The organism is Luteibacter sp. HAY1-4A, from assembly GCF_056755355.1.
Map to the genome: position 1 here is coordinate 46,462 of NZ_JBNDHZ010000007.1, position 26,856 is coordinate 73,317.

A 26,856-nucleotide genomic window follows, 5' to 3' on the forward strand; every position below is an offset into this window, starting at 1 on the left:
CCTCAGCGCATGCCGCCCGAGGCGAGCAGGACTTCGCCGGTGACCCAGCGTGCGTCGTCCGTCGCCAGGAAGGTGACGATCGGCGCAATGTCGTCGACCTGGCCGACGCGGCCGAGCGGCGTCTGGCTCGTGGCCCATGTCTCGAAGTCCGAACCCGCGAAGCCGGCGGTCTGCACGCCTTCGGTGATAACCATGCCCGGATTGACCGCATTCACACGGATGCCGCGCGGACCCAATTCACGCGCCAGGACGCCGGTGATCGCGTCCACGGCACCCTTGGTACCGGTGTAGACGGTGCTCTCGGCCGGAGTCAGTCGCGTGACGGCGGACCCGATGTTGACGATGCTGCCGCCCTTGCCGAGGTGCTTCACCGCGGCCTGGCTCATCAGGATCGTGCCGAGTACGTTGATGTCGAACATCCGGCGGTACTGGGCTTCCGTCGTGGTCTCGATCGGCGAGAACTCGTAGACGCCCGAATTGTTCACCAGGACGTCGAGGCGTCCGAAGTGCTCGATGGCCTTCGCGACGAGGTTCTCGGCGTCGGCCTGCTTCGACACATCGCCACCCACCGCCACGGCCTTGCCGCCGGCAGCCTGGATATCGGCCACGACCTTGTCCGCGCCGGCCTTGCTGGAGGCGTAGTTGACGATCACCGCCGCACCTTCGGCGGCCAGGGCTTTCGCGATGCCCGCACCGATGCCCTTGGACGCGCCGGTGACGATGGCGACTTTCTCTTTCAGCTTGCTCATGGGTTCATTTCCTTCGTTGTGGCCCGTCACGGGCCCGTCCCGGGAAAGCATGGGGACGGAGGAATGGCGTGTGTCATACCTGCGCCGGCATAACACCTATGCCTGGCGGTCAATGGTTAAAACGGCGTGCGGCCCTTGAAACAGGCCCCAGGTGCCTCATCCATGCACCCCATGAACATGCCCACCATTCCCCTCGAACCGGTCGATACGTTCGACTACGTCATCTTCGGCGCCACCGGCGACCTCACCATGCGCAAGTTGCTGCCGGCGCTCTACCGCCGGTTCGCGGAAGGCCAGGTGCCCGGCGATTCGCGCATCGTCGGCACGGCACGGTCGCCATTGGACGACGAGTCCTATCGCGAGCGCGTACGCACCGCCCTGCATGAACATGTCCGTGCGGACGAAATCGTCGACGCGACACTGAACCGGTTCCTGCGCATGGTTCACTATGTGAGCCTGAACGGCGCGGAATCGTCCGGAAACTGGGCGGCTCTCTCCGAACTGCTCGCGTCCGGTGAGGGCGAGGGAAGGGTCCGCGTGTTCTACCTGGCGACGGCGCCGGACCTGTACGGCGACATCGCTCGCAACGTGGCCGAGAAAGGCCTGCGCAGCGACACATCGCGCATCGTCCTGGAGAAGCCGATCGGCACCGACCTCGAGACCGCGCGCAGGGTCAACGACGGCGTGGGGCGCTACTTCCCGGAAAGCAGCATTTATCGCATCGACCACTACCTCGGCAAGGAAGCGGTGCAGAACATCATCGCGCTGCGCTTCGCCAATCCCATGCTGGAACGCATGTGGGACAGGGAGTCGATCGAATACGTGCAGATCACCGCCGCCGAAACCGTCGGGCTCGAAGGCCGCGGCGGTTATTACGACGGATCGGGCGCGCTGCGCGACATGATCCAGAACCACCTGCTGCAAGTGCTGACGGTCGTCGCGATGGAACGGCCGTCATCACTGGACGCGGATGCGCTGCGCGACGAGAAAGTTCGCGTGTTGAAGGCGCTGAAGCCGCTCGATCCGCGAAACCTGCGCGCGAACGTGGCACGCGGGCAATACGTACAAGGTACGGCGGGCGGCAAGGATGTTCCGGCCTATCGCGAAGAACTCCCCGGCGAAGTACCGAGCAAGACCGAGACGTTCGTGGCACTGAAGGCGGAGATCGACAACCCCCGCTGGCGTGGCGTGCCGTTCTACCTGCGGTCGGGCAAGCGCATGCCGGAAAAGGTGACCGAGGTGGTGGTGCAGTTCCGTGCGGGCGAACCGGGATTGTTCGGCGAAGCAAGGCCGGGTAGCCGCCTGGTGATCCGCGTGCAGCCGGACGAAAGCGTGACGCTGCCCCTGTTCGTGAAGCATCCCGGCAATGGCTTCGGCCTGGAAGAAGTGGACGCGCTGTCGCCGCTCGGGCGGCCGGAGCGGGTGCGTTATCGCGACTCGTACGAAGGCTTGCTGCTGGACGCGGTGAAGGGCAGCCCGGCGCTGTTCGTGCGCAAGGACGAGACGGAGGCCGCATGGCAATGGGTGACGCCGATCCTTGAAGGCTGGGGCGCAAGCGAAGAGGCTCCGGACGCCTACGAGGCGGGCACGTGGGGGCCGGAGTCGGCCCGCGAATTGCTGCGCCGATCCGGTCATCACTGGGTGGAAGACGCGGCGGCCTGACCGCCTTCACGCCGGTATCCGGTGTGGCGGAGATCGCCAAGACCGTCGCCCGCGAACTGGACGAGGATGCCGCGGGGCGCCCGTTGCATAAGGGCGCTTAGCCCGCATTATGTAGGGAGCGCCGGCGAGGGGCAGGGGCCCGACGCCGGCGATTCCCCCTATCAGGAGGCCTCCATGTCCGACTACCGCAAGACGCCCGAAGCTCTCGCCAAGCTCACCCCGGAGCAGTTCCGGGTCACGCAGGAGAGCGCCACCGAGCGTCCTTTCCACAACGCGTTCCACGACAGCCACGAGCCCGGCATCTACGTCGACATCGTGTCCGGGGAGCCGTTGTTCTCGTCGCTGGACAAGTTCGACAGCGGATGCGGCTGGCCCAGCTTCACCCGGCCGCTGGAAGACGAGCACGTCGAAGAGAACGTGGACAAGAGCCATGGCATGATCCGCACCGAGGTACGCTCGAAGCACGCGGACAGCCACCTGGGCCACGTATTCCCGGACGGTCCCCGCGACCAAGGCGGCCTGCGCTACTGCATCAACTCGGCCTCGCTGCGCTTCATTCCCGTGGCGGACCTGGAGAAGGAAGGTTACGGCCAGTACGCCAGCCTGTTCGCGAAGCAGGGAGGTGCGGCATGACGACCGCGCGCGCCATCCTTGCCGGCGGCTGCTTCTGGGGCATGCAGGACCTGATCCGCAAGCAGCCCGGCGTGATCACGACGCGGGTGGGCTACACCGGTGGTGACGTGCCGAATGCCACGTATCGCAACCATGGCACCCACGCCGAGGCGATCGAGATCGAGTTCGATCCGGCGAAGGTCAGCTACCGGAAGATCCTGGAGTTCTTCTTCCAGATCCACGACCCGACCACGATGGACCGGCAGGGCAACGACGTCGGCAAGAGCTACCGTTCGGCCATCTTCTACCTGGACGACGAGCAGAAGGCCGTGGCCGAGGACACGGTGGCCGACGTCAACGCGTCGGGCCTGTGGCCCGGCAAGGTCGTGACCGAGATCGCTCCCGCGGGCCCGTTCTGGGAAGCCGAGCCGGAGCACCAGGATTACCTGGAGAAGTACCCGAACGGCTACACCTGCCACTTCATCCGTCCGGACTGGGTGCTGCCGCGCCGCACCGCCTGATCCGATGCTCCCGCCGGCTCTGGTATAAGGGCCGGCGGGGACAGCATCGTCCGGGGGGACGACATGGACAGCGCCAGAGAGAACGGACAGAAGCGAACGGGGTGGCGTCGGCGCGCCTACGGGTTCGGGGTGCTGCTGGTCGTGGCGATCGGGTTGCTCCGCGCCATCAACCGATACCTCATCGACATCGCCAACCAGGAACCTTCCGCGTTCCTGCCGAAGCTCGTGGAGGAACTGACCGGCGCGGTCAGTTTCGGCGCATTCCTGCCTGTGCTTTTCCTCGTGCTTCGCCGCGTCCGCTGGACCTGGTACACGCATGTCGTGCTGTTCGCCGTGCTGTCGGTGGCACAGACCACGCTGATGATCGGCATGCGCAAGCTCGTGTTCGGGGCCATGGGCACACCGGGCTTCGCCTACGGGCTCGTGGTGTGGCGGTACCTCATGGAGGTGCCCACGCAACTCTTCTTCTACGCGGTGATCGTTACCGGCCTCTGGTTGTTCGACCGGTACCGAGAAGGCCAGGCACGCGAACTTCGCGCGGCCCAGCTGGAATCGGCATTGTCGGAGGCGCGGCTCGAGGCCTTGCGCCTGCAACTGAATCCGCACTTCCTGTTCAACACGCTCAACGCGGTGTCCGAGCTCATGTACGAAAGGCCGCGCGTGGCGGACGAGATGCTCTCCCGCATCGGCGAATTGCTGCGCGCCACGCTTTCCGCCACCGCGCAGGAACATCGCCTGGCCGACGAATGGCGCCTGGTGGCGCTGTACATGGATATCCAGCGCGTGCGCTTTGGCGAGGGTCTCGACGCACGGGTGGAGAACGATCCCGCGCTCGACGAGTTGCGCATTCCGTTCCTGCTCCTGCAGCCGCTGGTGGAGAACGCCATCGAGCACGGCGGGGCGGGTACGGAGCGGCGCGTTCGCATCGACGCGTCGCGCCAGGCAGGGCAACTCATGGTCCGCGTGCGCGACTACGGTGGCGGTCAGGGGACCCATGCCGGCCACGGTATCGGCCTCGGCAACGTGGGTGCGCGGCTGCGTCATCTCTATGGCGAGGAGGCTGGGGTGCGCCTCGATCCGGTGGCCGAAGGCGGCAGCGTCGTCACCGTGTGGCTGCCCGCGCGACGGTGGGCCGCATGAGCTTGCGCGCGGTCGTCATCGACGACGAGGCGCCGGCGCGTGCGAAGCTGCGCCGCTACCTTGCGGCGAGCGATGGCCTCCTGTGGGTCGGCGAAGCGGGAGACGGTCCGTCGGCCGTCGCGCTCATCCGCCGCGAACGTCCCGACGTTGTGTTCCTCGACATCACCATGCCCGGGATGGACGGATTCGCCGTGCTGCAGGCGCTGGGCGATCCCTTGCCCGCGGAAATCGTCTTCGTCACGGCGCATGACGAACACGCCGTGCGTGCCTTCGAGGTCCACGCCTTCGATTACCTGCTGAAGCCGGTCGGGCCCGAGCGCTTCGCTCGCGCCGTGGCCAGGCTGCTGGGCAACGTGAAACCCGCGCTCGACATCGCCGGCCGCGTGGAAGGGCTGCTCGACGGTGCCCCGGTCCCGGTGCGATACCTGCACCGGGTCCTGCTCCCCAGTGGCGACGCCGCCGAACTGGTCCGCGTGGAGCGGATCGACCGCATCGTCGCGAGCCGCAACTACCTCGACGTATTCGTGGATGGCGTGGCGCACCGCCTTCGCGGCACCCTCGACAGCATGCAGGGCCGCCTGAATCCCTCGGCGTTCGTCCGTGTGAATCGCTCCACCATCGTGCGCCTCGACGCCATCCGCCAGGTGCAACCGTGGCCCGATGGCGAGCAACGCCTGTTGCTCGTCGATGGCGGGCGCGTCACCTGGACGCGGCGTTATCTGGAGAATCTGCCGCCGGGGTTGTCGCTCTGAGCAGTGAAGGCTGAAGGAGGAGCGCGCTCGTCCCTACGCCCGGCACGTTCGTCCCTGGCGCCCCACCGCCAGCCCGGCCCGACGCGCAGACTCCTCCCATCCACAGGAGGAGCCCATGGCAAAGAAAACCTACATCGTCGCAGGCGCGGCTGTCGCGCTGGGTGTCGCGGCCTGGTTGGTCTGGCGACCGGACCAGGCGTTCCGTGTCGCGGCGGGCGTCGCGGCGCACCACGTCTGCTCCATGACCTACATCAGCGGTCAGGATCCGAAGGAAACTTACGACCAGCTCGTCGCACCTGTGCTCGGGGGTACCGTCAGCAGCCTGCTTACACCGCACGTGTTGCGGGATACGCATAGCGTCGAAGTGTCGGGCATCTTCAGCACGCTGGCTCGCGCGGAGTTCACCCCCGGCTACGGTTGCAGGCTCGTACTGCCCGGCAATGTTCCCGTAGAGGCAGACACCGCGACGCACACGCCGGCCGCCGATGGCTTCGCCCCCGAGCACGTCGTCACCGCATCGAAGCCTGCGATCGCCGCCGCCCTGGATCGCGTGTTCACCGAGTCTCCCGTACAGCCCGTCAAGCACGTGAAGGCCGTCGTGGTCGTCAAGGACGGGCGCGTCATCGCCGAGCATTACGCGGCCGGCTTCGACCAGCACACGCCGCTGCTGAGCTTCTCGGTGGCAAAGTCGTTCACCAACGCGTTCCTCGGCATCCTGGCAAGGCAAGGAAAGATCCGCCCGGAGCAGCCACTCGGTGCACCGGAGTGGCAGGCACCGGGCGATCCACGCCGCGCGATCACCGTCGAAGATCTCCTGCGCATGCACAGCGGCCTGGCGGCCGAAGAAGCCGAGTCGGCCTACAGCCCGGTGGCGCGCATGGAATTCCTGCACGCCGACATGGCCGGCTATGCGGCTGCCCAGCCGGCGAAAGAGCCGCCGAATCGCACCTTCGATTACACGTCCGCGGACACCGTGCTGCTTTCCCGCCTGGTGGGCGAGAAGGTGGGCGGTGGAGCAGCCGGCATGCGTGACTTCGCACGGCGCGAACTCTTCGACCGGCTCGGCATGGGTGACGTCACCATGGAATTCGACGGCCGCGGCACCTTCGTCGGTTCCACCTATGTCTACACCTCGGCGCGCGATTTCGCCCGGTTCGGGATGCTTTACCTACGCGACGGCGTCGCACCCGACGGAACGCGACTTCTTCCGGAAGGCTGGGTGGCATGGTCGCGCAAGTCGACGCTGGGTGCGCCCTACGGCGCGGGGTTCTGGACGAACGACGGCCCAAGTCTTCCGGCGAAATGGCGCGTCGACGCGGGTTTTCCGAAAGACGGCTTCTACGCCAGCGGCACCATGGGCCAACGCATCTACGTGATTCCCTCGGAAAACCTGGTGATCGTGCGCTTCGGTTATTCGGCGCCGCCCGATTACGGCATCGAGGACGACCTGGCGCTGATCAAGGTGACCATCGCCGCTACGCACGAGGGATCGTGATCGGTTTTTGCAAGACGGCGGTCGTAAGTTTTTGCGAGCGTCCGGTTTCGACGGGGGCGGCAACTTTCGAGGGGCAGCGACGTGCCTTACGCGATCCGGATCAACGGCGAGGTAAGAGAGATCGACGTCGAGGGGGACACACCCATGCTGTGGGTCCTCCGCGACGTATGCGGCATGACAGGAACGAAGTTCGGATGCGGCGCGGCCTTATGCGGCGCCTGCACAGTCCACGTGGACGGCCAAGCCAGGCGCTCCTGTGTCATGCCTGTCTCAAGCGTGGGCACGGCGGCGGTGGGAACGATCGAAGCGCTGCATGAGAGCCGCATCGGAAAGGCCTTGCAGAAGGCGTGGCGCGAACTGGACGTGGTGCAGTGCGGCTATTGCCAGTCGGGCCAACTCATGTCGGCTGCGGCACTGCTCGCCGCTAATCCGCATCCCAGCAACAGCGACATCGACGCGGGCATGTCCGGAAACATCTGTCGCTGCGGCACGTACAAGCGCATCCGCGCCGGCATCGCCATGGCAGCGCGGTACCTCTCCGAAGGCGGTGTCGCATGAGCGCCGACTTTGGCGCTCCGGCCGATCGTTCTCGCCGGCGTTTCATCGGCGTATCGGTGGCCGTCGGCGGCGGGCTCCTCATCGGTTTCCCTCTCGGCCGCGACACCGTGGCCGCGGAAGCGCCGGTACCGCCGGTACCGCCCGTCGACGCCTATATCAGGATCGGTACCGACGGTCGGGTCACGTTCGTCGTTCCCTATGCCGAGATGGGGCAGGGCGCGCTTACATCGCAGGCGCAGATCCTCGCCGAGGAGCTGGACGTGCCCATGGATCAGGTCACCGTGCAGCAGGCTCCACCGAGCGATGCGCTTTACGGTAGCCCCCTGCTGGTCGAGCAGATAACCGGTGGCTCCGCGTCGCTGCGTGGTTCCTGGATCACCTTGCGAGCCGTGGGCGCCACCGCACGCACCATGCTCGTCGCGGCCGCGGCGCACCGTTGGCAAGTGCGGCCGTCGGCCTGTCGCACACGGGACGGAAAGGTATGGCACGCCGGTTCGTCGCGCAGCCTGGGATACGGGGAAATCGCTAGCGAAGCCGCGGGCATGCCTGTTCCGAAGCGGCCGGTATTGAAACGCGCCGCGGACTACCGGCTGGTCGGACGCCCTGTCCGGCGTGTCGATACACCGGAGAAGATCGACGGAACGGCCGTTTTCGGGATCGATGCGCGCCCCGAGGGTGTGCGCTACGCCGCCGTGATGGCCTGTCCCGTCCTCGGAGGGCGCGTCGCCGACGTCGATGCCACGGAGGCGATGACGATTCGCGGCGTCTGGAAGGTCGTGCATACGGACGATGCCGTAGCCGTAGTCGGGGACCATACCTGGGCCGCGCGCAAAGGCCTGGCCGCCCTTCGCATACGCTGGAACGAAGGTGCGAACGCCAACCTGTCCACGGCGGACCTGGTTGCGTCGGCCGACCGTGCGCTGGACGATGAGGGCCTGCCCGGGGTGCGGACCGGCGACGTTGCCGCTGCCGAGCGCGGCGCGTCGAGCCTCTACGATGAAGTGTTCCGCCTGCCGATGCTCGCCCATGCCGCCATGGAGCCACTGAACTGCACCGTGCACTGCGAAGCGGACCGGTGTGAGGTATGGACAGGAAGCCAGGTGGTTGCGCGCGCGCAGAAGGCCGCGGCCGACGCCAGCGGATTGCCGCTGGACCGCGTCACCGTACACAACCTCTTGCTCGGCGGGGGATTCGGTCGCCGGCTGGAAGCCGATTACGTCGGCCAGGCCGTGCGCCTCGCCAAGCAGTTGGAAGGGCCGGTCAAGTTCACCTGGAGCCGCGAGGAAGACATGCGGCACGACTACTACCGGGCCCATAACCACAGTCGCGTCACGGTGGCCATCGATGCCAAGGGACGGCCGGCGAGCTGGCGGCACCGGCTGGTGGCGCCCAACATCATGGCGCGCTTCCTGCCCATCTACCAGAAGGACGGCGTGGATCTCGATGCGGTGGATCTCGCCAGCGGGCCGTACGACATACCGAACGTACGCATCGACTTCATCCGTCACGAGGCGCCCCCCGGACTCAATACGGGTAACTGGCGTGGCGTGGGACCGACACGCAACGACTTCATCACGGAAACCGTCATCGACGAGCTTGCCCATCGCGCCGGAGCGGATCCGGTGGCCTACCGCCGTGCGCTGATGAAGGGCGCGCCGCGCGATCGCACCGTCCTTGACCTGGTGGCGGTGAAATCGGGCTGGGATGAGCCATTGCCGAAAGGACGCGGCCGAGGCATTGCCCTGTGTCCCGCATTCGGCAGCCATGTGGCCATGGTTGCCGAGGTGACCGTGGAACCATCGGGCGCGTATCGCGTGGATCGTATCGTCTGCGCCATCGACACCGGCCTGGTAGTGAATCCCGATGTGGTGAGGGCGCAGATCGAGGGCGGCGCGATGTTCGGCATCTCGGCGGTGCGCTACGGGCGCATCACCGTCTCGAACGGCCGTGTCGACCAGGGCAACTTCGACACCTACCCCGTGCTTCGCATGGCGGAGGCACCGGAGGTGGAAGTGCACATCGTTCCCAGCAACAAGGATCCCGGCGGCGTCGGCGAGCCCGGAACTTCGGCGGCGATCGCCGCGGTGGCGAATGCGATCTTCGCCGCATCGGGCAAGCGGTTCCGTTCGATGCCCATCCTGCCGAACGACCTGAGGGAGGCATGACGCCCATGCGCCTCGCCATCGCCACGCTCGCCACACTTTCGCTGCTGACGGCTTGCTCCCAGCGACCGACACCCACCGCGGACCAGCCCAAGGTAGCGGACCCACTGCGCACGCCGGCCGACTTCGCATCCATCGCGGACACGCACGCGCGATCCGTCGCTCTCTATGGTGAAGTGTCGCGGGTCATCGAAAGTCCGCGTTGCCTCAACTGCCATCCCGACACGCGCCGTCCCACGCAAGGGGACGACCTGCATGCCCACGTGCCCTTCATCGATGCCGGTATCGAGGGACACGGCACGGCCGGCATCACCTGCGCCACCTGCCACCAGGCCGCCAATGTGGCCACCTTCTCGGAACCGGCGTCGATCCCGGGAAATCCGCGCTGGGCGCTAGCTCCCGCGTCGATGGCGTGGCAGGGCAAGACGCGTGGAGAGGTCTGTCGCCAGATAAAGGATCCCGCCCGCAACGGCGGACATACGCTTGCGCAGATCCATCACCACATGGCCGAGGACAAGCTTGTCGGATGGGCGTGGAGTCCCGGCCCCGGCAGGAAGCCCGCGCCAGGAACGCAAGCGGCGCTCGGGGCGTTGCTTACCGCGTGGATAGACACTGGCGCGGCGTGCCCCGAAGGCTGAGCGTCGCGCTCAGGCCGGCGAAAGCGCGGTGAGCAGATCGGGCATGCGGTCGATCACCGCGACGGCGCCCGCGGTCTGCAGGTCGAGCGACTTGCGGTAGCCGTAGCTCACCAGCACGAAGTCCATGCCTGCATCGCGCGAGGCAAGCACGTCGCTTTCCGAGTCGCCCACCACCAACGTCCGGTCGATGTCTACCTTGGCCTGCGTGGCCAGGTATCGCAAGGGAACGCCGCTGGGTTTCCGTTCCGGCAACGTATTGGCTCCGACGATACCGTCGAAGTAGGGAAGCATGCCACGCACGTCGAGCAAGGGCCGCACGAACTCTTCGTTCTTGTTCGTGCACAGGGCGACCTTCACGCCTTGTTTGTGCAGATTGGCGAGAGTCTGGACGACGCCGTCATATGCCGGGGCATCGAGTGCCGTCTCGGCGTAGTGTTCGAGGAAGCCGGGCATCACGTCGTCGATGTTCGCGTCGCTGCCGGCATGTTGGAACGCGGAGGTGATGAGCTTGCGCGACCCCTCGCCGATCCATCCCGTGATATCCGCGGTGCCGTAAGCCGGCAGCTTCCAGTCGCGCAGCGTGCGATTCACCGCGTCGGCGATGGCCGCCGCGCTGTCGACGAGCGTGCCGTCGAGGTCGAAAATGACGAGGGAGTAGGGGAAGGCCAAGGCGTTCGTTCCGGGCGAAAACACCGATTCTACGCCGTCGCAAATACTATACCGCAAGATGTCCGCGGTTCTCCAATGGCAAAAGACAGGGCAGGAAACGCGGTTCGCCGCCGGTATAGTCGCCGCTCTTCCATCCCCGGGTTACCGCCTTGACGACCGAAACGACGCAAGAACCTGCGATCGCGGCCGCGCCAAAGCAGTCGCTGCGCCTCCTGCTCACCGCGCTGATGCTGGTGATGCTCCTTGCCGCCCTCGACGGCACCATCGTCTCCACTGCCTTGCCGACCATCGTCGGCGAGTTGGGAGGCCTGGACCAGTTGTCCTGGGTGGTCACGGCCTACCTGCTCAGTTCCACCGTGGTGGTGCCGCTGTACGGCAAGTTCGGCGACCTGTACGGCCGCAAGCTGATGATGCAGGTGGCCATCGCCATTTTCCTCGTCGGCTCGGTCCTGTGCGGCCTGGCGCAGAACATGGTGGAACTGATCCTCATGCGCGCGTTGCAGGGCCTCGGCGGCGGTGGCCTCGTCGTCGTGACCATCGCGTCCGTGGGCGACGTGATTCCACCCGCGGAACGCGGCCGCTACCAGGGCCTGTTCGGTGGCGTGTACGGACTGGCCACCGTACTCGGTCCGCTCCTTGGCGGCTTCATGGTGGACCACCTTTCGTGGCGCTGGATCTTCTATGTGAACCTGCCGCTCGGCCTGCTCTGCGTGGCCATCATTGCCGCGGTGTTCCGGCCGCACGTGCGCCACGTGCGTCACGCCATCGACTACAAGGGGGCGGCCTCGCTCACCGTGGCCTTGAGTTGCCTGATCCTCTTCACGACCGAAGGCGGAACGGTACTGCCCTGGGACTCGGCGAAACTGTGGCTCATCCTGGCCGTGGGCGTGACTGCCATTCTCGCCTTCGTCTACGCCGAAAGTGTCGCCGCGGAGCCCATCATGCCGCTGCACCTTTTCCGGCATCCCATCTTCCTGCTCAGCAGCCTCATCGGCTTCTTCGTCGGTGCGGCGCTGTTCGGCTCGACCACCTTCATTCCGCCGTACATGCAGGTCGTGAAGGACGCCTCACCCACGGAGGCCGGCATGCAACTGTTGCCGCTGATGGGCGGCGTGATCGTCAGTTCGATCGTGGTCGGGCGGTTGATCAGCCGGTTGGGCCGCTACCGGATGTTTCCCATCCTCGGCACCGCGCTCTCGGCCCTGGCGCTCGCCCTGCTGGGTACGGTGGCCGAGGGCGATCCGGTGTTCTTCATCTATATCTATACGGGCCTGCTGGGCGCTGGCCTGGGCATGGTGATGCAGGTGCTAGTGCTCGCAACGCAGAACAGCGTGGAGAGGCAACACCTCGGCGTCGCGACTTCGGGTGTCACCTTGTTCCGGTCGATCGGCGGGTCCATCGGCGTTTCCCTCTTCGGCGCGATCTTCAGCATCGGCCTGCAATCCCGGTTGCGCGGGGTGCTGCCGGAAGGTGCGCATAACGCGCACACCTTCGGCCCCCAGGCGGTGAAGGCATTACCGGCGGACGTGCACCAACGTTACGTGCACGCGTTTGGCGCCTCGATGCACACGGTGTATTTCGTGGCGGCGGCACTCGTGGTGGTGGCCTTCCTCATGGCGTTGCGCCTGCGGGACGTGCCGCTGCGCAAGGCGCATCCGTAGCACGGATCGTATGCGTTTCCGGCAGCAGGCCAGCCAGGAGGCAGCGCACCTGCCGGGAGCGACGTAGTATCGACCGGCCCCCTCGCTTCGGCGCCGCGGGCACAGCGTTTTCCTGCGATCCCTACTGTGCGATCAACCAAGGAGTTCTTTCGATGAAGAACAGCGCTTCGCAGTCCCATGATGCTTCCATGAAGGTTCGTGCCTTCGCCCGCCTGAGCGCCTTCGAGGTCACCCCGCTCGCCGAAGACGATCATGGCGGACTCTTCCTGACCATCTACACCGATCCGGACAGGCCGGAACCGGAAGTGGGCATCATCGGCGGCTGATGCGTCGATGCAGGACGCGCCCCGCACCGCGGGGCGCACTTGGCCCAAGGGAAAGCGCATGCAGAGCCGCCCACTGATCCTCGCGCCTTCGGACGATCCGCATGCCTGCGCGGTCGCCTGGGCGATACGGCGACAGGGTATCGAGCCGGTGTGGGCGCCATCGCTGAAGGCAGGCGAGGGAGCGCACTACACCTTCCGCATCGGCCAGGATCACGAAGCATTCCACGACTCGCTGCTGGCCGGAGATCGTGCGAGCACCGTCTGGAACCGCCGCGTGCACGATCCGGTGCCCGACTGCGCCGAGGAAGACCGTGCGTTCGCCACGTGGGAATGGAAGCTCTTCCAGCGCAATGTCTTCGGCGTGCAAGGCGCCTATGCCGACGCGTTGTGGGTGAATCCATTCGCGGCGGCCCAGCGTGCGGAGCACAAGCTCGTGCAACTGGCGACGTGCCGCAGGCTGGGCATTCCGTTCCCCGACACCGTCGTGACGACGGATGCGGCGGAAGTCGCGGCGCTGGTCCGGCGTTGGGGCCTGGTGGTTTTCAAGAGTTTCCTCGTGCACCAGTGGGAAGAACGTGCCAACGGGCGGATGCACGCCGTGGGGGTCACGCTGCTGAACGGCGACAGTGAACTGCCCGCCGACGCCATCGCCGTCTGTCCCGGCATCTACCAGCGTTACATCGAGAAACGCTGTGACGTGCGTGTCACCGTGATCGGCGAACGCCTTTTCGCCATCCGGCTGGGTAAGGGAAGCGATGGCGCGTTCGTGGATTGGCGTGGCCAGAGCAAGGACCCCGCCTTCCGCGCCGAGCGCATGGACCTGCCGCCCATGGTCGAGGTGAAACTCCGCGAGCTGATGCGCGAGCTGGGCCTTGTCTTCGGTTGCATCGACCTTGTCGTCGATGGCGACGGTGCATTCCATTTCCTCGAAGTGAACCAGGCGGGACAGTTCCTTTTCGTGGAGGACATGCTGCCCGGCACGCCGGTACTGCAGACGATGGCGGCCATGCTGGTGAGCGGCCGGACAGATGCGCTGGTCGACGCCTTGCGGCCGGTTTCCATGAAGGATTTCTGGGCATCGGAGGCGTACGCCGCGCTGCGCGAGAGCGTGTCGCGGAAGCCGCCGGAGCGCCCCTTGTACACGCTGGAATAGCGCGCTTCAGGAACCCGTCTGGCTGTTGGGCGCGTCTACCGGCTTCGACTGCGGCGAATCTTTCTGGCGCAGGAAGATGGACAGGACGACGAGCGAGAAAACGGCGAGGAACTCGCTCTGCCAGTTCTGGAACGATTCGAACCAGAACGACGGATCGAGAGCATATTGGCCCAGGGTTTCCACCGGTTGGTGGTGCTCCATGGCCTCGCCGATGGACTTGCGCCAGCTGCCCAGCAGGTGCCCCGTGAAGCTGCCCACGAACAGCAAGAGGAACGCGATCGACAGGGAGTTGGCGTAGAGCCAGCGCACGACACCGCCGCGCCGCCAGGCCTTGGGCTGGAGGTGCTCGGGCGTCGGCGCATCGTCTTCCTCGGACTCGTCGAGGGGCCGCGATTCCGCGGAGCCCTTCTGCCGAAGCCAGACGGTAAGGAGGACGTAGATGCCCATCTGCAGGAACTCGCTCTCCCAGTTTTCGAACGTGGCCGACCAGAAGTCGCCGCTGACGAGGTAGTCGGACCAACCGATGGCGGCCTCGCCATGTTCGGCCAGTTCCTGGTTGTGCGCGGCATGACCGGTGACGGCCTGGGCCGCCCAGGCTGCGAGCATCATCGCCAGCACGACGATGCTCAGGCCGTTGCGCCTGAAAAACGTATCCTTCATTCGTGGATCTCGCACCCGGTTCCGCCGAAAGCCGAAGAAGACCCCACCAGGCGTGAAAGCAGCGCGCAGGCAATGCATTGCCTACCGGGGCCAGGAGCCCAGGCGCAGACGGTGGAAGCGGCAGACGTCGATGGCGGGATAGGTGTGGGTACGCCCGTCCGCGAAGGTCACTTCGAAGTCGCGTAGGCAGCCACCGTCCGGCAAGCGCACCGTGGCGGCGGTGGTTCCGCCTTGCAGGGGCGCGCCGAGGGCGAGGCTCGTGCCACCCACGGCAACGGCGGTCACGCTCTTGTCGGAGGCATTGAGCAGGGTGAACAACCTGGCGGGCTCACGGTTGCCTTCCGCTGCCCTGGCGAGCGACAGGGAAGCGATGGCGGACAGGACGAGAATGACGAGGCGTGCTGCGTGCATGATGTGCGCTCCATGGCGTTGGCGGTGCCATGGAAGCCGGCGGAAGGGTGATCGGGAAAGCGCCAAGGGACGAATCGTCGATGCCGCGGGACGGTTCGTAGCGCGGCAACGATTTGCTTGCCCTCGCCGTACATCCGCCTACCATGGCCCCACGGGTCAACGGGATACACGTCATGAAGGTTCGTCTCGGTACGACGGAAATCGGTCTCCGGCGCTATCTCGCGTTGTGGACGGGCATCGTCGTGGTGTTCGCCTTCCAGCGGTACCTCAACGCGCAACTCATAGGCCAGTACTGGGATGCCTGGGACTACCTGCGCTGGTCGATGATTCAGTGGTACACGTGGGCGGCCCTGGCGCCGCTCGTGTTCCGCCTCGCGGCACTGTATCCCGGCCAGGGCGGACTGCATGTGCGCGGGCTCGGCATCCAGGTGGTGGCGAGCGCCGCCGTGACGATGCTGGCCCTCATGGTCGGCGCGGCGGTGTCCACGGTATTCGAGCCCAGTTCGTTCCTCGAGCAGGTCAGGCAGTTCGTCGGCCAGCATTTCGCCACGGGTTTCCTCACCTATTGGGCGCTGTTCGCGATCCAGCAGGCCATGGCATCCCACGCGGAGAAGACGCGGCGCGAACGTGAGGCGAACCAGCTGGCGACCGAACTGGCGCAGTCGCGACTGCAAGCCTTGAAATCGCAATTGCAGCCGCACTTCCTGTTCAACACGCTGCATGCCATCGCGACGTTGCTGAAGGAAGATGCCCTCACGGCCGAGGACATGTTGCTGCGCCTGAGCGAGTTGCTGCGTGCCTTCCTCGAAGACTACGACGGACAGGAAATCAGCCTGCGCCGCGAGCTCGTGCTGCTCGATCTCTACCTCGGCATCCAGGGCGTGCGGTTCAAGGATCGCCTGACCACGCGCATCTACATCGATCCGTCCACGCTCGATTGCGCCGTGCCCAGCCTGATCCTCCAGCCCATCGTGGAAAACGCGATCCGGCATGGCATCGGCGAACGCGTGGGGGCGGACCAGATAGAGATCGAAAGCCGACGCGAGGGGGACGCCCTCTGCATCGAGGTGCGCAATCGCAACAGCGTGCTGGACGAGAAGGCGCGCGGAAACACGGCGGGACATGGCATCGGCTTGTCGAACACCGCACTGCGCCTGCACGAACTTTACGGCGATGCCGCCCACGTGCGCCTGGATATGCTCTGGCCGCAAGGCGTGGCGTGCCGTATCCAGCTGCCGTTTCGCGAAACCGAGGACGTGGACGAAGGCCCGGAGATCGCAAGCGTATGAACATTGTCACCCTGGTGGTCGACGACGAACCGATCGCACGGCATGCCGTGCTTCGCCTGCTGCGGGAAGATCCGGATATCGAGTTGGCGGGCGAATACGGTGACGGCGCGTCCGCCGTCCGCGCGATCCGCGAACGGTCGCCGGACCTGGTGTTCCTCGACATCCAGATGCCGGCGATGACCGGACTCGACGTCGTGGCGGCGATCGGGGCCGAGCGCATGCCTGCCACGGTATTCGTCACCGCGTACGAGCAGTACGCCGTGCGCGCGTTCGAAGCCAATGCGGTGGACTACCTGGTGAAGCCGTTCGGCCGCGAGCGTTTCATGGAGACCTTGCGCCGCGCGAAGGCGCGGTTGGGACCGGGTGGCAGCCATCCCGAAGGCGGTCTCGCCATCCAACAGGTGCTGGATGCGCTGCGCAAGCGCGAGGACTACCTCGAGCGTGTGCCGGTGCGCGTCGACGAACGGGTGACCTTCGTCGATGTCGACGACATCGTCTGGATCAAGGCCAATCGGAACGTCGTGGAGATCCATCTTGCCGATCGCGTGCACGAAGTCCGGGAAACCATGACGGCATTGGCCGAACGCTTGGACCCGCGCCGCTTCGCTCGCGTGCACCGCTCGGCGATCATCAACGTGCGCCGCGTCCAGTCCATCCACCCGTGGTTCAACGGGCACCACGTGGTGACGATGGATACCGGCCAGAAGCTGCGCATGAGCCGCTACCAGCAGGAGGCCTTCATGCAGCTGGTATCCACCCGGACGAAGAAGGAGCCGGGCTGAGCCGGAATTCAGCGCCGCACGGCAAGCACGCCGTCGAGCGCCAGGTCGGCCTTGAAGCCGGCCGCCTCAAGGCGGCGCGCCACTTCGCGGGGAACATCCCTGCCGCTCGTGAGCTTGTTCGGGCTGCCGGTGTAATGGAAGAGGCGGCCACCCCGCCGCAGTACGCGCGCCAGTTGCTCGTAGAAGGTGCCCGAGTACAGTTCACCGGCGATGCCGAAGCGTGGTGGATCGTGCAGCACCGCATCGACCGACGCATCGGGAATACCCGTGATGGCCGACGATACGTCGCCATGCGTGAGTTCGAGCCGTCCCGCGGATGAAGCCGAGGCAGGATCAGGAGACCATGGATTCAGCGTGCGCAGCCAGAGTACATCTTCGTTCTTCTCGAACGAGCGGATGCGGCCCACGCCGGCGTCGAGGCAGCACGCCGCGAAGTAACCGAGGCCGCCGCAGGTATCGAGCACCGTCTTGCCTCGCGGTTCGATGAGCGCCACCTTGCGCCGTGCATCGTCCAGCGGCGATTCCTTCGCGGTCGGCAGCATCTTGATGCCATCGATCTCGAAGGTGGGCGCGCCCCATGGTGTCGGCACGAGCTTGATGAGCGACCCGGAGAAACGCGAGACGGCGGCGAAGTCGTCGCCGTCCCAGTAATAGATGGTCCTGTCCTTCAGGCGCACCGGATAGGGATAGCCGCTGTCGCGCCACCGCCAGTGGTCCGTTCCCAGTGTCGCCGTGCCGGTACCGTGGCCGAGATCGAGCGAACCGGACCAGGTGCCGTCACCGGCGTCGCGAGCCGAGCACAGCGCGCCGGCAAGGTCGCTTGTCAGCAGGGGGCCTGAGTAATGCGGCACGATCGATTCCCGGGCGCCGCACTCGGCGGCGCAAAGGAAGCCATGGTACCAAGGACGGCGAAGGCTCAGAACCTGTCGACGTCCACGATCGCCTTCGCGAAGGCCTCCGGCGCTTCCTGCGGCAGGTTGTGACCGATGCCGCCGGGCACGAGCCGGTGCTCGTATTTCGCCTTGAAGCGCTTCGCATAAGTGGCGGGATCGGGATGCGGCGCGCCGTTGGCGTCGCCTTCCATCGTGATGGTGGGCACCGTGATGTCCGGCTGCTTCGCCAGCTTCGCTTCCAGCGCGTCGTACTTGCGTTCGCCGTGCGTCAGGCCGAGGCGCCAGCGGTAGTTGTCGATGGAGATGGCGACGTGGTCGGGATTGTCGAACGCCTGCGCCGAGCGGTTGAACGTTGCGTCGTCGAATTGCCACTTCGGCGATGCCTGCGCCCAGATGAGACGCGCGAATTCGTGCGTGTACTTCGCGTATCCGGCCCGGCCCCGCTCGGTGGCGAAATAGAACTGGTACCACCACGACAGCTCCGCTTTCGGCGGTAGCGGAGCCTCGTTCAGCGCCTGGCTGCCGATCAGGTAGCCGCTGACGGAGACCATCGCCTTGCAGCGCTCCGGCCACAGTGCGGCAACGATGTTGGCAGTGCGTGCGCCCCAGTCGAAGCCAGCGACGATCGCCTTGTCGATCTTCAACGCATCCATGAACGCGATGACGTCCGAGGCGAGTGCCGCCTGCTGCCCGTTCCGCGGCGTGTCGGGCGAAAGGAAGCGCGTGCTTCCGTAGCCGCGCAGATAGGGGACGATCACGCGGTACCCCTTCGCCGCGAGGATGGGCGCCACGTCGACATAGCTGTGGATGTCGTAGGGCCAGCCGTGCAGGAGGATGACCGGCGCGCCGTTTGCCGGGCCGTCCTCCGCGTAACCGACCTCGAGCACGCCCGCGGTGACGGATGCGGTGCGGGCGAACGAGGTGGCGCCTTTCGGATCGCCGGCGCGTGGCGTGGGCGCCGGTGCGGGCGCCGCGACGGCGGTGCCGAAATGCGCCATGGCGAACCCAAGGGCCGTGGCCCCTACGAAACGGCGCCGTTCCTTGTCGAAGTGGTCCATGTCATCTCCCGAGCGATTGCGATGGAGCACACTCTAGTGTTCGGGTTCTCGTTCGACTTGCATGCAACTGCCGACGTTGAACGGGCCGACCATCGCGTGCCACCGCCCGTTAAGCTGCGATATGGGCGAAAGTTAGGTTCTTCACGGAAGTCCGGGGACGCTGCCTGGGTACATCGGTTCATTCGCCAAGGCGAATGCATGTGTCCAGCGGCTGGCGCCGCCGTCGGCTCGGGGCGGTAGGGCCAGAGCCTTCGGTGTCCACCCTCGCTGCTCAGACAGTCCTCCGCGTTCGAAGGGGAAGGGCCGCTGGCGCGGCCCGTGTACTCATATGGCCTACGGCCGCTCTCTTGTGCGGAACTCGCCTCGAGGGTGGGCACCAAGGTCTCCCCGCGAGACGCTCCGGTGTATAGCGCTCTGGCGATACCGCGTCGCGCGAACGCCGAGCTTGATCGAACCAGCGACAGGGCCGTCATATCGATGGCTGGGCTGTTCCCTGGGGATGCGTGAAGAACCGAAAGTTATCGCGAAGTGCGACGGCGTTCCCGTTTTTGGCCGTAACGCGTAACCGAAACCCGCCTTCCCGACGAACTCCCTGTATGCCCCGCATCGGCGGGGCCCACAGGAGAGAAAACCATGCGCAAACGGCACGTACTCGCAATGGCGGCTCTTGCCGCCGCCTCAGGGGCTTCCATGGCTTCGGCGCAGCAAGCCGATGTGTTCGGCGGCGGCTCGCACCGGCCCACGCACGTCTATGTCATGTCGAACGACAAGAACTGGAATTCGGTGGCGGTGCTCAAGGAAGGTAACGCTGGCCATCTGGACAAGGTTGGCACGTTCGTCACGGGCGGGAAGGGCGTCGGCGTGGGTACCGTCAATCCGCCGCCGGATCCGCTTGGGTCGCAGAACGCCTTGCTGTTGAGCGACGACGGTCGTCTGCTGTTCGCGGTGAACGCGGGCAGCAACGAAATATCGACGTTCCTGGTGCTCGGCGACCGTCTCCTGCTCATCGATGTCACCGATTCCGGCGGCAGCTTCCCCGTCAGCCTTGCCCAGCACGGGTCGCAACTCTACGTGCTGAACAGCGCTGGCGAAGCAAACGTGACCGCCTTCAGGATCGGGCCGTTCGGCACACTGTCGAAGGTTCGCGGCTCATCGCGGTTGATCGGCACCGACGAGCCCTTGGTCGGCAACCAGCCCAACGTCGGCAACACGGCCACGCAATTGCAGTTCGACCGCACGGGACGGTGGCTGGCGGTAGCGGTCAAGGATTCCCGCGCGAAGGGCTTCATCGAGGTGTTTGGCGTGGATCGTTCCGGCACGCTCGCCCAGGACCCCGTCGTCACGCCTTCGATGGACACGGCGGCATTCGGTTTCACCTTCGACGACCAGGACCACCTGCTCATCAGCGAAGGCGGAGCGAACGCCGTTTCTTCCTACGCGTTGGAGCGCGACGGTGGGTTGCGCGTGATCTCGCAGTCGGTACCCACGGGGCAGGCGGCCACGTGTTGGCTCGCGGCCAATCGACGGTATGCGTTCACGGCCAACGCGGGCTCGAGCACGCTCACGGGCTTCCGCGTGGATGCGCAGGGCCATGTGTCGCCCACCACGACCGACGGCATCGCCGCCAGTCTTGGTGCCGGGCATGCGCCGACCGACCTGGCCTTCTCGAACGACGGCCGATCCCTGTACGTCAATACGCCGGGAACCGGCGGCGTCAGTGCCTTTGCGGTGCGGGCGGATGGTTCGCTGGTGCCACTGGGCGAGACGCCGGTGTTTTCCGCCTTCTCGGGAACCCAGGGCCTGGCAGTGCAGTAGGCACGACTCAAGGCGTGCCGGCCGGGCCTCCGGCCGGCGACGCCGCGAGGGCGTCCAGTCCTCCGAGCAGGAAGGTGGTCATGTCCTCGAGGAGCCCCGGTGCGCCCGGCCCCAGGGCAGGCAACACCTTGTCGCGCAGCGCTCGCGGCGCAATGAGCAATGCGATGCATGGAAAGATCGTCATCATCAGGCTCCGCTGCACCGCCGGATGGTCGGCTGGCAGGCCGAGGTATTCCGCCATCAGTCGGGACACGATGCCGGCTTTCGGTGCGACCGCTTCCTCGATCAGGGTATTCACGAACGGCGAGGGAGCCATGACCTCGCGCAGCACCACGCGGAAACCCCATGATTGCTCGCCAAGCCGGGCCTGCGTGACGAAGTGCGCGACGAGTCCACGCAGTTTTTCGCGCGGCGGCCTGTCGGAACCCGCAAAGGCGGCGAGGTCTTCGACGCTCACCACCTGCCGATGGGCTTCGATCAACACGGCTTGGTAAAGACCATCGCGGCTGCCGAAGTGGTAGTTCACCGCCGCCATGTTGACGCCGGCACGCAGGCAGATGTCCTTGCTCGACGTGCCAAGGTAACCGTGTTCGGCAAACAGCCGGCCGGCTACATCGAGCAGTTGCGCACGGGTGCTCTCGCCATCCTGGCGTGTGGCGCGCCGTGGGGCCGGGTGGGGCGATTTTTTTCCGGGCATGGCGATGAGGCTGGTTAAGACCGGATACTTATAACTCAAATTTGCATTTGATTTGATGGGAAGAGCGGCCTAGACTCGGCTCACCGCCGCTCCGAGCCACGCCATGCGCAAGCCCCAGCCGCCCATCGTCATAACCGCGATCGTGCTCCTTCTGCTGGCGGGTCTCGGGGTCTGGTGGCTGCTCCGCCCCCGCGCGGACGAGCCGATCGTGCTCCACGGCAACATCGACATCCGCCAGGTCTCGCTCGCCTTCAAGGTGAGCGAGCGGATCGCCGAGATGCGCGCGGAAGAAGGCGACCGCGTGGCGCGGGGGCAGGTGCTGGCCGCGCTGGACACCACGACACTGAAACTGCGCGCCGCCAAGGCCCAGGCGCAGGTGGCCGTGCAGGACGAAGTGGTGCGCCGATTGGAGGCGGGCAATCGTCCGCAGGAAATCGCCCAGGCCGATGCCAATATGCGTGCCGCGCAGGCCGACGCGCGCGTGGCCCACCAGACCCTCGACAGGCTACGCGCGATCAGCCAGGGCACGAGAGGCCGCGCCGTGAGCCGCGAGGAACTCGACCAGGCCGTCGCCGCCGCCAGCGCCGCGGACGCGAAGGTCGACGCCGTGCGGAAGGCGCACGAATTGTCGGTGGCCGGTGCGAGAAAAGAAGACATCGACGAGGCACGCGCGCAGCGGGACGCCGCCGTGGCGGAAAGCGCGGTGGCGCGGCAGGAACTGGAAGACGCCCAGTTGAAGGCGCCCATCGACGCCGTCGTGCGCAGCCGCATGCTCGAACCCGGCGACATGGCATCGCCGCAGCGGCCGGTCTACGCGCTGGCGGTGCTGCATCCGAAGTGGGTGCGCGCATACGTAACGGAGGCGAACCTCAGCCGGATCAAGCCGGGGCAGGCGGCGCGTGTCACCACCGACAGCGCACCCGATCGTCCCATCGAGGGCCGCATCGGTTACATCGCCTCGGTGTCGGAGTTCACGCCGAAGAATGTCGAAACCGAAGACCTGCGCACGAGCCTCGTGTACGAGGTGCGCGTAAACGTGGACGATCCCGACGATCGTCTGCGCCTGGGCATGCCCGCGACCGTGACGCTTCCCGGTACCGTGGCCGCGAAGCCATGAGCGATGGCGCCGCCCTGGCCGCATGCGGCGTCGGCAAGCGCTTCGCGGCGGCAAGGGGCAGCCGTGAGGTGCAGGCGCTGGACGATGTGTCGCTCGAAGTGCGGACGGGGGCGATCAACGCGCTCGTCGGCCCGGACGGCGCCGGGAAGACGACGCTCCTGCGCCTGGCCGCCGGCCTCATGGTCGCGGACGCGGGAACCATGACCGTGTTGGGCATCGATGCCGCCCGCGATCCGCAGGCCGTGCAAGACCGCATCAGTTATATGCCGCAGCGGTTCGGGCTGTACGACGACCTGAGCGTGCAGGAGAACCTCGACCTGTATGCCGACCTGCACGGTGTGGCTCGCGATGCACGACGGGAGCGGTATGCGCGGTTGATGGAGATGACCGACCTCGGCCGCTTCACGGGACGGCCGGCAGGAAAGCTCTCAGGAGGCATGAAACAGAAGCTCGGCTTGGCCTGCACGCTGGTCCGTTCGCCGGAACTGCTGTTGCTCGACGAGCCCACGGTGGGCGTGGATCCCCTGTCGCGGCGAGAGTTGTGGGACATCGTCGAACAGCTCGTGCGCGACGAGAAGCTGAGTGTGCTGGTGAGTACATCGTACATGGACGAGGCCGAGCGCTGCGCGCACGTGACGATCCTCCATGAAGGCCGCGTGCTTGCGGGCGGAACGCCGGCGTCCATTCGCGAGACCGCCGCGGGGCTCTGCTTCGCCGTGACGCCCCCGGCAGGGGAAACGGCTCGCCATCTCCAGGCCGTGCTGCTGGACGATCGCGACACCGTGGACGCCGTGCCGCGCGGAGGCAAGGTGCACGTGGTGCGCGCGAAGGACGTCGCGGCGCAGGGCGACGCCGGCCTTGCGACGCTTGCGGGGCAGGCCGAAGCGGTTGCCGTTCCGCCGACGCTCGAGGACGGCGTCATGCTCGCCCTGCGGGCGAAGGTGCACCGTGATTTCTCGGCTGCCGCTTCGGTGGCGTCGTCCGCCTCTCCACCGGCTGAAGCCGACCATACGGTCATCGAGGTGAAGGATCTTGTTCGCCGCTTCGGCGACTTCACGGCGGTGGATCGCACGAGTTTCACCGTCGAGCGCGGCGAGATATTCGGTCTGCTCGGGCCGAACGGCGCCGGGAAGACCACCACGTTCCGCATGCTCTGCGGCCTGCTGCCCGCCAGCTCCGGAACGCTACGTGTCGCCGGCTACGACTTGCGCAAGGCACGCGCGCGGGCGCGGCAGCAAATCGGCTACGTGTCGCAGAAGTTCGCGCTGTACGGCAACCTGTCGGTCGACGAGAACCTCTCGTTCTTCGGCGGTGCCTACGGCCTGCGTGGCGCGCACCTGCGCGAGCGCATGGGGGCCGTGAAAGCGCAATTCGAACTGGACGAGGTGTCGCATTCGTCGGCGGGCCTCCTGCCGGGAGGATTCAGGCAGCGCCTGGCGATGGCGACGGGCCTGCTGCACGAACCTGACATCCTGTTCCTGGACGAGCCGACGAGCGGTGCCGACCCGCTCGCGCGACGCGAGTTCTGGCGGCGGATCACCGCGCTGGCGGAGGGTGGCACCACCGTGGTGGTCACCACGCACTTCATGGAAGAGGCGGAGTACTGCGACAGAGTGGTGATCCAGGACGCGGGCAAGGTGCTGGCTCTCGGCACGCCGGCCGAGATACGGCGGCAGGCCGGGGAAGATGCCGACCATCCGCTCGACATGGAGCACGCCTTCATCGCCATCGTGCGGCAGTCCCGCAAGGATGCCGGCGGCGAGGGGAGGGAAGCTGCATGAGCGAGGCCCGGCCAGAACGGCGCAGCGCTTTCTTCCGGCGGCTGGTGGCGCTTGTGCGCAAGGAGGTCAAGCAGCTGCTGCGCGACCGCAGCAACCTGATGATGGGCATCGCGCTGCCGGTGGTGCTGATCCTGATCTTCGGCTACGGGCTTTCCTTCGATGTGAAGAACGCTCCCCTGGCCGTGGTGATGGAAGACACCTCGCCCACGGCCAACGACCTCGTCGCGGGCATGCGCCTGTCGCCTTACCTCGATCCGGTGCCGGTCCACGACATGCACCGGGCCGAGCGGTTGATGCTGGACCGGAAGGTCAACGGGATACTGCGCATTCCGTCGGACTTCACGCGCCGGCTTTCCCTGGGCGATGCGCACGTCCAGCTCATCCTGCACGGCGCCGACGCCAACACCGCGCGCATCGTGCAGGGATACGTGCAGTCGGCGCTGCAGCCCGACGGTGCGGGTAGCGGTTCGATCGGCGCGGTACGGCTGGACCAGCGCCTGTGGTTCAACGAAGCGAATACCAGTACGTGGTTCCTCGTTCCAGGGCTCATCGTCCTCATCACCACGCTGGTGGGTGCGTTCCTCACGGCGCTCGTCATGGCCCGCGAGTGGGAGCGCGGTACGCTGGAGGCCCTGTTCGTGACGCCGGTGCGGCCGTTCGAGATCCTGCTGGCGAAGATCATCCCTTACTTCGGCGTGGGTTTGATCGGCCTCGCCATGTGCCTCTTGGCCGCCAGGTTCCTGTTCCACGTGCCGCTCGAGGGCTCGCTGCTGCTGATCCTCGTCGTTTCCGTGTTCTACCTCATCGTGGCGCTGGGTGTCGGGCTGCTGATTTCGGCGGTGACGAAGAACCAGTTCACCGCCAGCCAGGTGGCGCTCATCGCAAGCTTCATGCCGGCGCTCATGCTTTCCGGCTTCATCTACGACCTGCGCAACATGCCGTTGCTAGTGCAGGGCGTGGGGCGTGTGCTCCCCGCCACGTATTTCCTGGAAACCCTGAAGAGCCTGTTCCTGGCCGGCAACCTCTGGCCGATGGTGCTGAAGAACTGCGCCATCCTGATCGGCTACGCGGTGGTGCTGCTCGGTGCGGCCCGCGTGAAGACACGGAAACGCGTGGGATGAACGGCCTGCTTGCCTTCCTGTATCGCGTGGCGAACCTGTGCCGCAAGGAGCTCACGGTGATCCTCAAGGATCCCTCCAGCCGTGTCGTGCTGTTCGCGCCGGTGCTGGTGCAGTCGCTGATGTTCGGTTACGCGGCCACGCTGGACCTGCGCCAGGCGCCCTACGCGTTGCTGGACCACGACCACGGGCGGGCGGCGACGCGGCTCGTGGCGAGGATCGAGAGTTCGGGCGTGTTCCAGCGTGTGGCCACGTTGCGCAACGAGCACGACATCGCGCCGATCGTGAATGCCGGCGACGCGCTGTTCGTGGTGGCGATCCCGCCACGGTTCGAACAGCGGCTGGAGGCAGGCGAGACCACGCCGGTGCAACTCATCCTCGACGCGCGCAATTCGACCACGGCGGGCACCGCGGCGGGCTACCTCGGCGCGATCGTGGCGCGCTTCAACGCGGACTGGCGAATGGAACACGGCGGTGGAACCGTGCCGATGACCCTGGACATACGCAGCTGGTACAACCCGAACCTGGAAACGCGCTGGTTCATGATGACCGCGATGATCGCGATCCTGAGCATGCTGCAGACGCTCATGCTCACCGCGCTGTCCGTGGCGCGCGAGCGCGAGCAGGGCACCTTCGACCAACTGTTGGTCACGCCATGCACGCCGGTGGAGATCATGATCGGCAAGTCCGTGCCGTCCATCGTCGTGGGCCTCGTGCAGGCCAGCCTGGTGCTGCTGATCGCCACGTTGTGGTTCCGGATTCCCATGGCCGGATCGCTCTTTACATTTTACGTGGTGCTGCTCGTGTTCATGGTGGCCTGCGTGGGCATCGGGCTCGCGATCTCCGCCATGGCCGCAAACATGCAGCAGGCGATGCTCTATACCTTCGTGCTGATGATGCCGCTGGTGCTCCTGTCCGGCATGACCACGCCCATCGCCAACATGCCCGTCGCGATGCAGTGGCTGACGACGGTCGACCCCGCCCGCTACGCCATCCACATGGTGCAGCGTGTGTACCTCGAAGGCGTCGGCCTCGGCACCGTGCTCGGCGACATCCTTCCCTTGCTCGCCATCGCCATCGTCACCTTGCCGCTCGCGGCATGGCTCTTCCGAAACCGGCTCGTCTGATCGGGTGCGA

At 66.3% G+C, this 26,856-nt stretch carries 26 protein-coding genes and 1 pseudogene; 20 read left to right on the top strand and 7 right to left on the bottom strand.

What is annotated here, in order from left to right:
- Positions 1 to 2: 2 nt before the first annotated feature.
- A complete protein-coding gene (locus ACPYOD_RS03565; RefSeq protein WP_481300356.1) occupies positions 3 to 749 on the bottom strand; it encodes a glucose 1-dehydrogenase in 747 nt (248 codons plus the stop codon).
- 162 nt (positions 750 to 911) lie between these two features.
- Between ACPYOD_RS03565 and zwf the strand changes: the two genes are divergently transcribed.
- From zwf to ACPYOD_RS03615, 10 genes and pseudogenes are all read left to right on the top strand, one after another.
- Positions 912 to 2,411, top strand: coding sequence for a glucose-6-phosphate dehydrogenase (zwf, locus tag ACPYOD_RS03570; RefSeq protein WP_481300357.1), 1,500 nt, complete (start codon positions 912 to 914; stop codon positions 2,409 to 2,411).
- 174 nt (positions 2,412 to 2,585) lie between these two features.
- Positions 2,586 to 3,044 (top strand): peptide-methionine (R)-S-oxide reductase MsrB, encoded by a 459-nt coding sequence (msrB, locus tag ACPYOD_RS03575; protein WP_481300358.1) that lies wholly within the window; start codon positions 2,586 to 2,588, stop codon positions 3,042 to 3,044.
- A complete protein-coding gene (gene msrA, locus ACPYOD_RS03580) occupies positions 3,041 to 3,544 on the top strand; it encodes a peptide-methionine (S)-S-oxide reductase MsrA (protein WP_481300359.1) in 504 nt (167 codons plus the stop codon). Before msrB ends, msrA begins: the two co-directional genes overlap by 4 nt.
- Positions 3,545 to 3,607: 63 nt before the next feature.
- Entirely contained in the window at positions 3,608 to 4,684 is a 1,077-nt protein-coding gene (locus ACPYOD_RS03585) for a sensor histidine kinase (protein ID WP_481300360.1), read from the top strand.
- On the top strand, positions 4,681 to 5,436 hold the full coding sequence (locus tag ACPYOD_RS03590) for a LytR/AlgR family response regulator transcription factor (protein WP_481300361.1): 756 nt from the start codon (positions 4,681 to 4,683) through the stop codon (positions 5,434 to 5,436). The genes ACPYOD_RS03585 and ACPYOD_RS03590 overlap by 4 nt, the downstream gene beginning before the upstream one ends.
- A 115-nt stretch (positions 5,437 to 5,551) precedes the next feature.
- Positions 5,552 to 6,931 carry a serine hydrolase domain-containing protein gene (locus ACPYOD_RS03595; RefSeq protein ID WP_481300362.1) on the top strand — a complete coding sequence of 460 codons (1,380 nt, stop codon included), beginning with the start codon at positions 5,552 to 5,554 and terminating at the stop codon, positions 6,929 to 6,931.
- 81 nt (positions 6,932 to 7,012) lie between these two features.
- Positions 7,013 to 7,165 (top strand): annotated as a pseudogene (locus ACPYOD_RS03600) (2Fe-2S iron-sulfur cluster-binding protein); the annotation flags it as partial.
- A gap of 27 nt (positions 7,166 to 7,192) precedes the next feature.
- Positions 7,193 to 7,489, top strand: a complete 297-nt coding sequence (locus ACPYOD_RS03605) for a (2Fe-2S)-binding protein (RefSeq protein WP_481300405.1) — start codon at positions 7,193 to 7,195, stop codon at positions 7,487 to 7,489.
- Positions 7,486 to 9,654: a xanthine dehydrogenase family protein molybdopterin-binding subunit gene (locus tag ACPYOD_RS03610; protein ID WP_481300363.1), complete on the top strand. Its 2,169-nt coding sequence runs from the start codon at positions 7,486 to 7,488 to the stop codon at positions 9,652 to 9,654. Before ACPYOD_RS03605 ends, ACPYOD_RS03610 begins: the two co-directional genes overlap by 4 nt.
- Complete coding sequence (locus ACPYOD_RS03615; RefSeq protein WP_481300364.1) at positions 9,651 to 10,289, top strand: hypothetical protein; 639 nt, start codon at positions 9,651 to 9,653, stop codon at positions 10,287 to 10,289. The genes ACPYOD_RS03610 and ACPYOD_RS03615 overlap by 4 nt, the downstream gene beginning before the upstream one ends.
- Before the next feature lie 9 nt (positions 10,290 to 10,298).
- Here the strand turns inward: ACPYOD_RS03615 and ACPYOD_RS03620 are convergent, their stop codons facing one another.
- A complete protein-coding gene (locus ACPYOD_RS03620) occupies positions 10,299 to 10,958 on the bottom strand; it encodes an HAD-IA family hydrolase (RefSeq protein ID WP_481300365.1) in 660 nt (219 codons plus the stop codon).
- Between the two features lie 149 nt (positions 10,959 to 11,107).
- On the opposite strand from ACPYOD_RS03620, the gene ACPYOD_RS03625 reads away from it, so the two are divergent.
- The 3 genes from ACPYOD_RS03625 (at position 11,108) to ACPYOD_RS03635 (ending at position 14,098) form a co-directional block, all read left to right on the top strand.
- Entirely contained in the window at positions 11,108 to 12,619 is a 1,512-nt protein-coding gene (locus ACPYOD_RS03625; RefSeq protein WP_481300366.1) for an MDR family MFS transporter, read from the top strand.
- A 188-nt stretch (positions 12,620 to 12,807) separates the two neighbouring features.
- Positions 12,808 to 12,945: a hypothetical protein gene (locus ACPYOD_RS03630; protein WP_481300367.1), complete on the top strand. Its 138-nt coding sequence runs from the start codon at positions 12,808 to 12,810 to the stop codon at positions 12,943 to 12,945.
- Between the two features lie 58 nt (positions 12,946 to 13,003).
- On the top strand, positions 13,004 to 14,098 hold the full coding sequence (locus tag ACPYOD_RS03635; protein ID WP_481300368.1) for an ATP-grasp domain-containing protein: 1,095 nt from the start codon (positions 13,004 to 13,006) through the stop codon (positions 14,096 to 14,098).
- Between the two features lie 6 nt (positions 14,099 to 14,104).
- Here ACPYOD_RS03635 and ACPYOD_RS03640 read toward each other — a convergent pair whose 3' ends face one another.
- Together ACPYOD_RS03640 and ACPYOD_RS03645 are read right to left on the bottom strand one after the other, a co-directional pair.
- Positions 14,105 to 14,758, bottom strand: a complete 654-nt coding sequence (locus ACPYOD_RS03640) for a DUF6766 family protein (RefSeq protein WP_481300369.1) — start codon at positions 14,756 to 14,758, stop codon at positions 14,105 to 14,107.
- Positions 14,759 to 14,839: 81 nt separating this feature from the next.
- Positions 14,840 to 15,169: a hypothetical protein gene (locus tag ACPYOD_RS03645; protein ID WP_481300370.1), complete on the bottom strand. Its 330-nt coding sequence runs from the start codon at positions 15,167 to 15,169 to the stop codon at positions 14,840 to 14,842.
- A 173-nt stretch (positions 15,170 to 15,342) separates the two neighbouring features.
- Between ACPYOD_RS03645 and ACPYOD_RS03650 the strand changes: the two genes are divergently transcribed.
- A complete protein-coding gene (locus ACPYOD_RS03650) occupies positions 15,343 to 16,458 on the top strand; it encodes a sensor histidine kinase (protein ID WP_481300371.1) in 1,116 nt (371 codons plus the stop codon).
- On the top strand, positions 16,455 to 17,240 hold the full coding sequence (locus ACPYOD_RS03655) for a LytR/AlgR family response regulator transcription factor (protein WP_481300372.1): 786 nt from the start codon (positions 16,455 to 16,457) through the stop codon (positions 17,238 to 17,240). Before ACPYOD_RS03650 ends, ACPYOD_RS03655 begins: the two co-directional genes overlap by 4 nt.
- An 8-nt stretch (positions 17,241 to 17,248) precedes the next feature.
- Here ACPYOD_RS03655 and ACPYOD_RS03660 read toward each other — a convergent pair whose 3' ends face one another.
- Together ACPYOD_RS03660 and ACPYOD_RS03665 are read right to left on the bottom strand one after the other, a co-directional pair.
- A complete protein-coding gene (locus tag ACPYOD_RS03660; RefSeq protein WP_481300373.1) occupies positions 17,249 to 18,091 on the bottom strand; it encodes a class I SAM-dependent methyltransferase in 843 nt (280 codons plus the stop codon).
- A gap of 65 nt (positions 18,092 to 18,156) precedes the next feature.
- The gene (locus ACPYOD_RS03665; RefSeq protein WP_481300374.1) at positions 18,157 to 19,191 is read right to left on the bottom strand and encodes an alpha/beta fold hydrolase; all 1,035 of its coding nucleotides are present in this window, start codon (positions 19,189 to 19,191) and stop codon (positions 18,157 to 18,159) included.
- Between the two features lie 633 nt (positions 19,192 to 19,824).
- Between ACPYOD_RS03665 and ACPYOD_RS03670 the strand changes: the two genes are divergently transcribed.
- A complete protein-coding gene (locus ACPYOD_RS03670) occupies positions 19,825 to 21,006 on the top strand; it encodes a lactonase family protein (protein WP_481300375.1) in 1,182 nt (393 codons plus the stop codon).
- Between the two features lie 7 nt (positions 21,007 to 21,013).
- Here ACPYOD_RS03670 and ACPYOD_RS03675 read toward each other — a convergent pair whose 3' ends face one another.
- Positions 21,014 to 21,703, bottom strand: coding sequence for a TetR/AcrR family transcriptional regulator (locus ACPYOD_RS03675; protein WP_481300376.1), 690 nt, complete (start codon positions 21,701 to 21,703; stop codon positions 21,014 to 21,016).
- 103 nt (positions 21,704 to 21,806) lie between these two features.
- Between ACPYOD_RS03675 and ACPYOD_RS03680 the strand changes: the two genes are divergently transcribed.
- The 4 genes from ACPYOD_RS03680 to ACPYOD_RS03695 are packed head-to-tail and all read left to right on the top strand — an operon-like array spanning position 21,807 to position 26,846.
- Positions 21,807 to 22,820, top strand: coding sequence for an HlyD family secretion protein (locus ACPYOD_RS03680; protein WP_481300377.1), 1,014 nt, complete (start codon positions 21,807 to 21,809; stop codon positions 22,818 to 22,820).
- Positions 22,817 to 24,601 carry an ATP-binding cassette domain-containing protein gene (locus ACPYOD_RS03685; protein ID WP_481300378.1) on the top strand — a complete coding sequence of 595 codons (1,785 nt, stop codon included), beginning with the start codon at positions 22,817 to 22,819 and terminating at the stop codon, positions 24,599 to 24,601. The genes ACPYOD_RS03680 and ACPYOD_RS03685 overlap by 4 nt, the downstream gene beginning before the upstream one ends.
- The gene (locus ACPYOD_RS03690) at positions 24,598 to 25,722 is read left to right on the top strand and encodes an ABC transporter permease (RefSeq protein ID WP_481300379.1); all 1,125 of its coding nucleotides are present in this window, start codon (positions 24,598 to 24,600) and stop codon (positions 25,720 to 25,722) included. Before ACPYOD_RS03685 ends, ACPYOD_RS03690 begins: the two co-directional genes overlap by 4 nt.
- Positions 25,719 to 26,846, top strand: a complete 1,128-nt coding sequence (locus ACPYOD_RS03695) for an ABC transporter permease (RefSeq protein ID WP_481300380.1) — start codon at positions 25,719 to 25,721, stop codon at positions 26,844 to 26,846. The genes ACPYOD_RS03690 and ACPYOD_RS03695 overlap by 4 nt, the downstream gene beginning before the upstream one ends.
- The last annotated feature ends 10 nt before the right edge of the window (positions 26,847 to 26,856 follow it).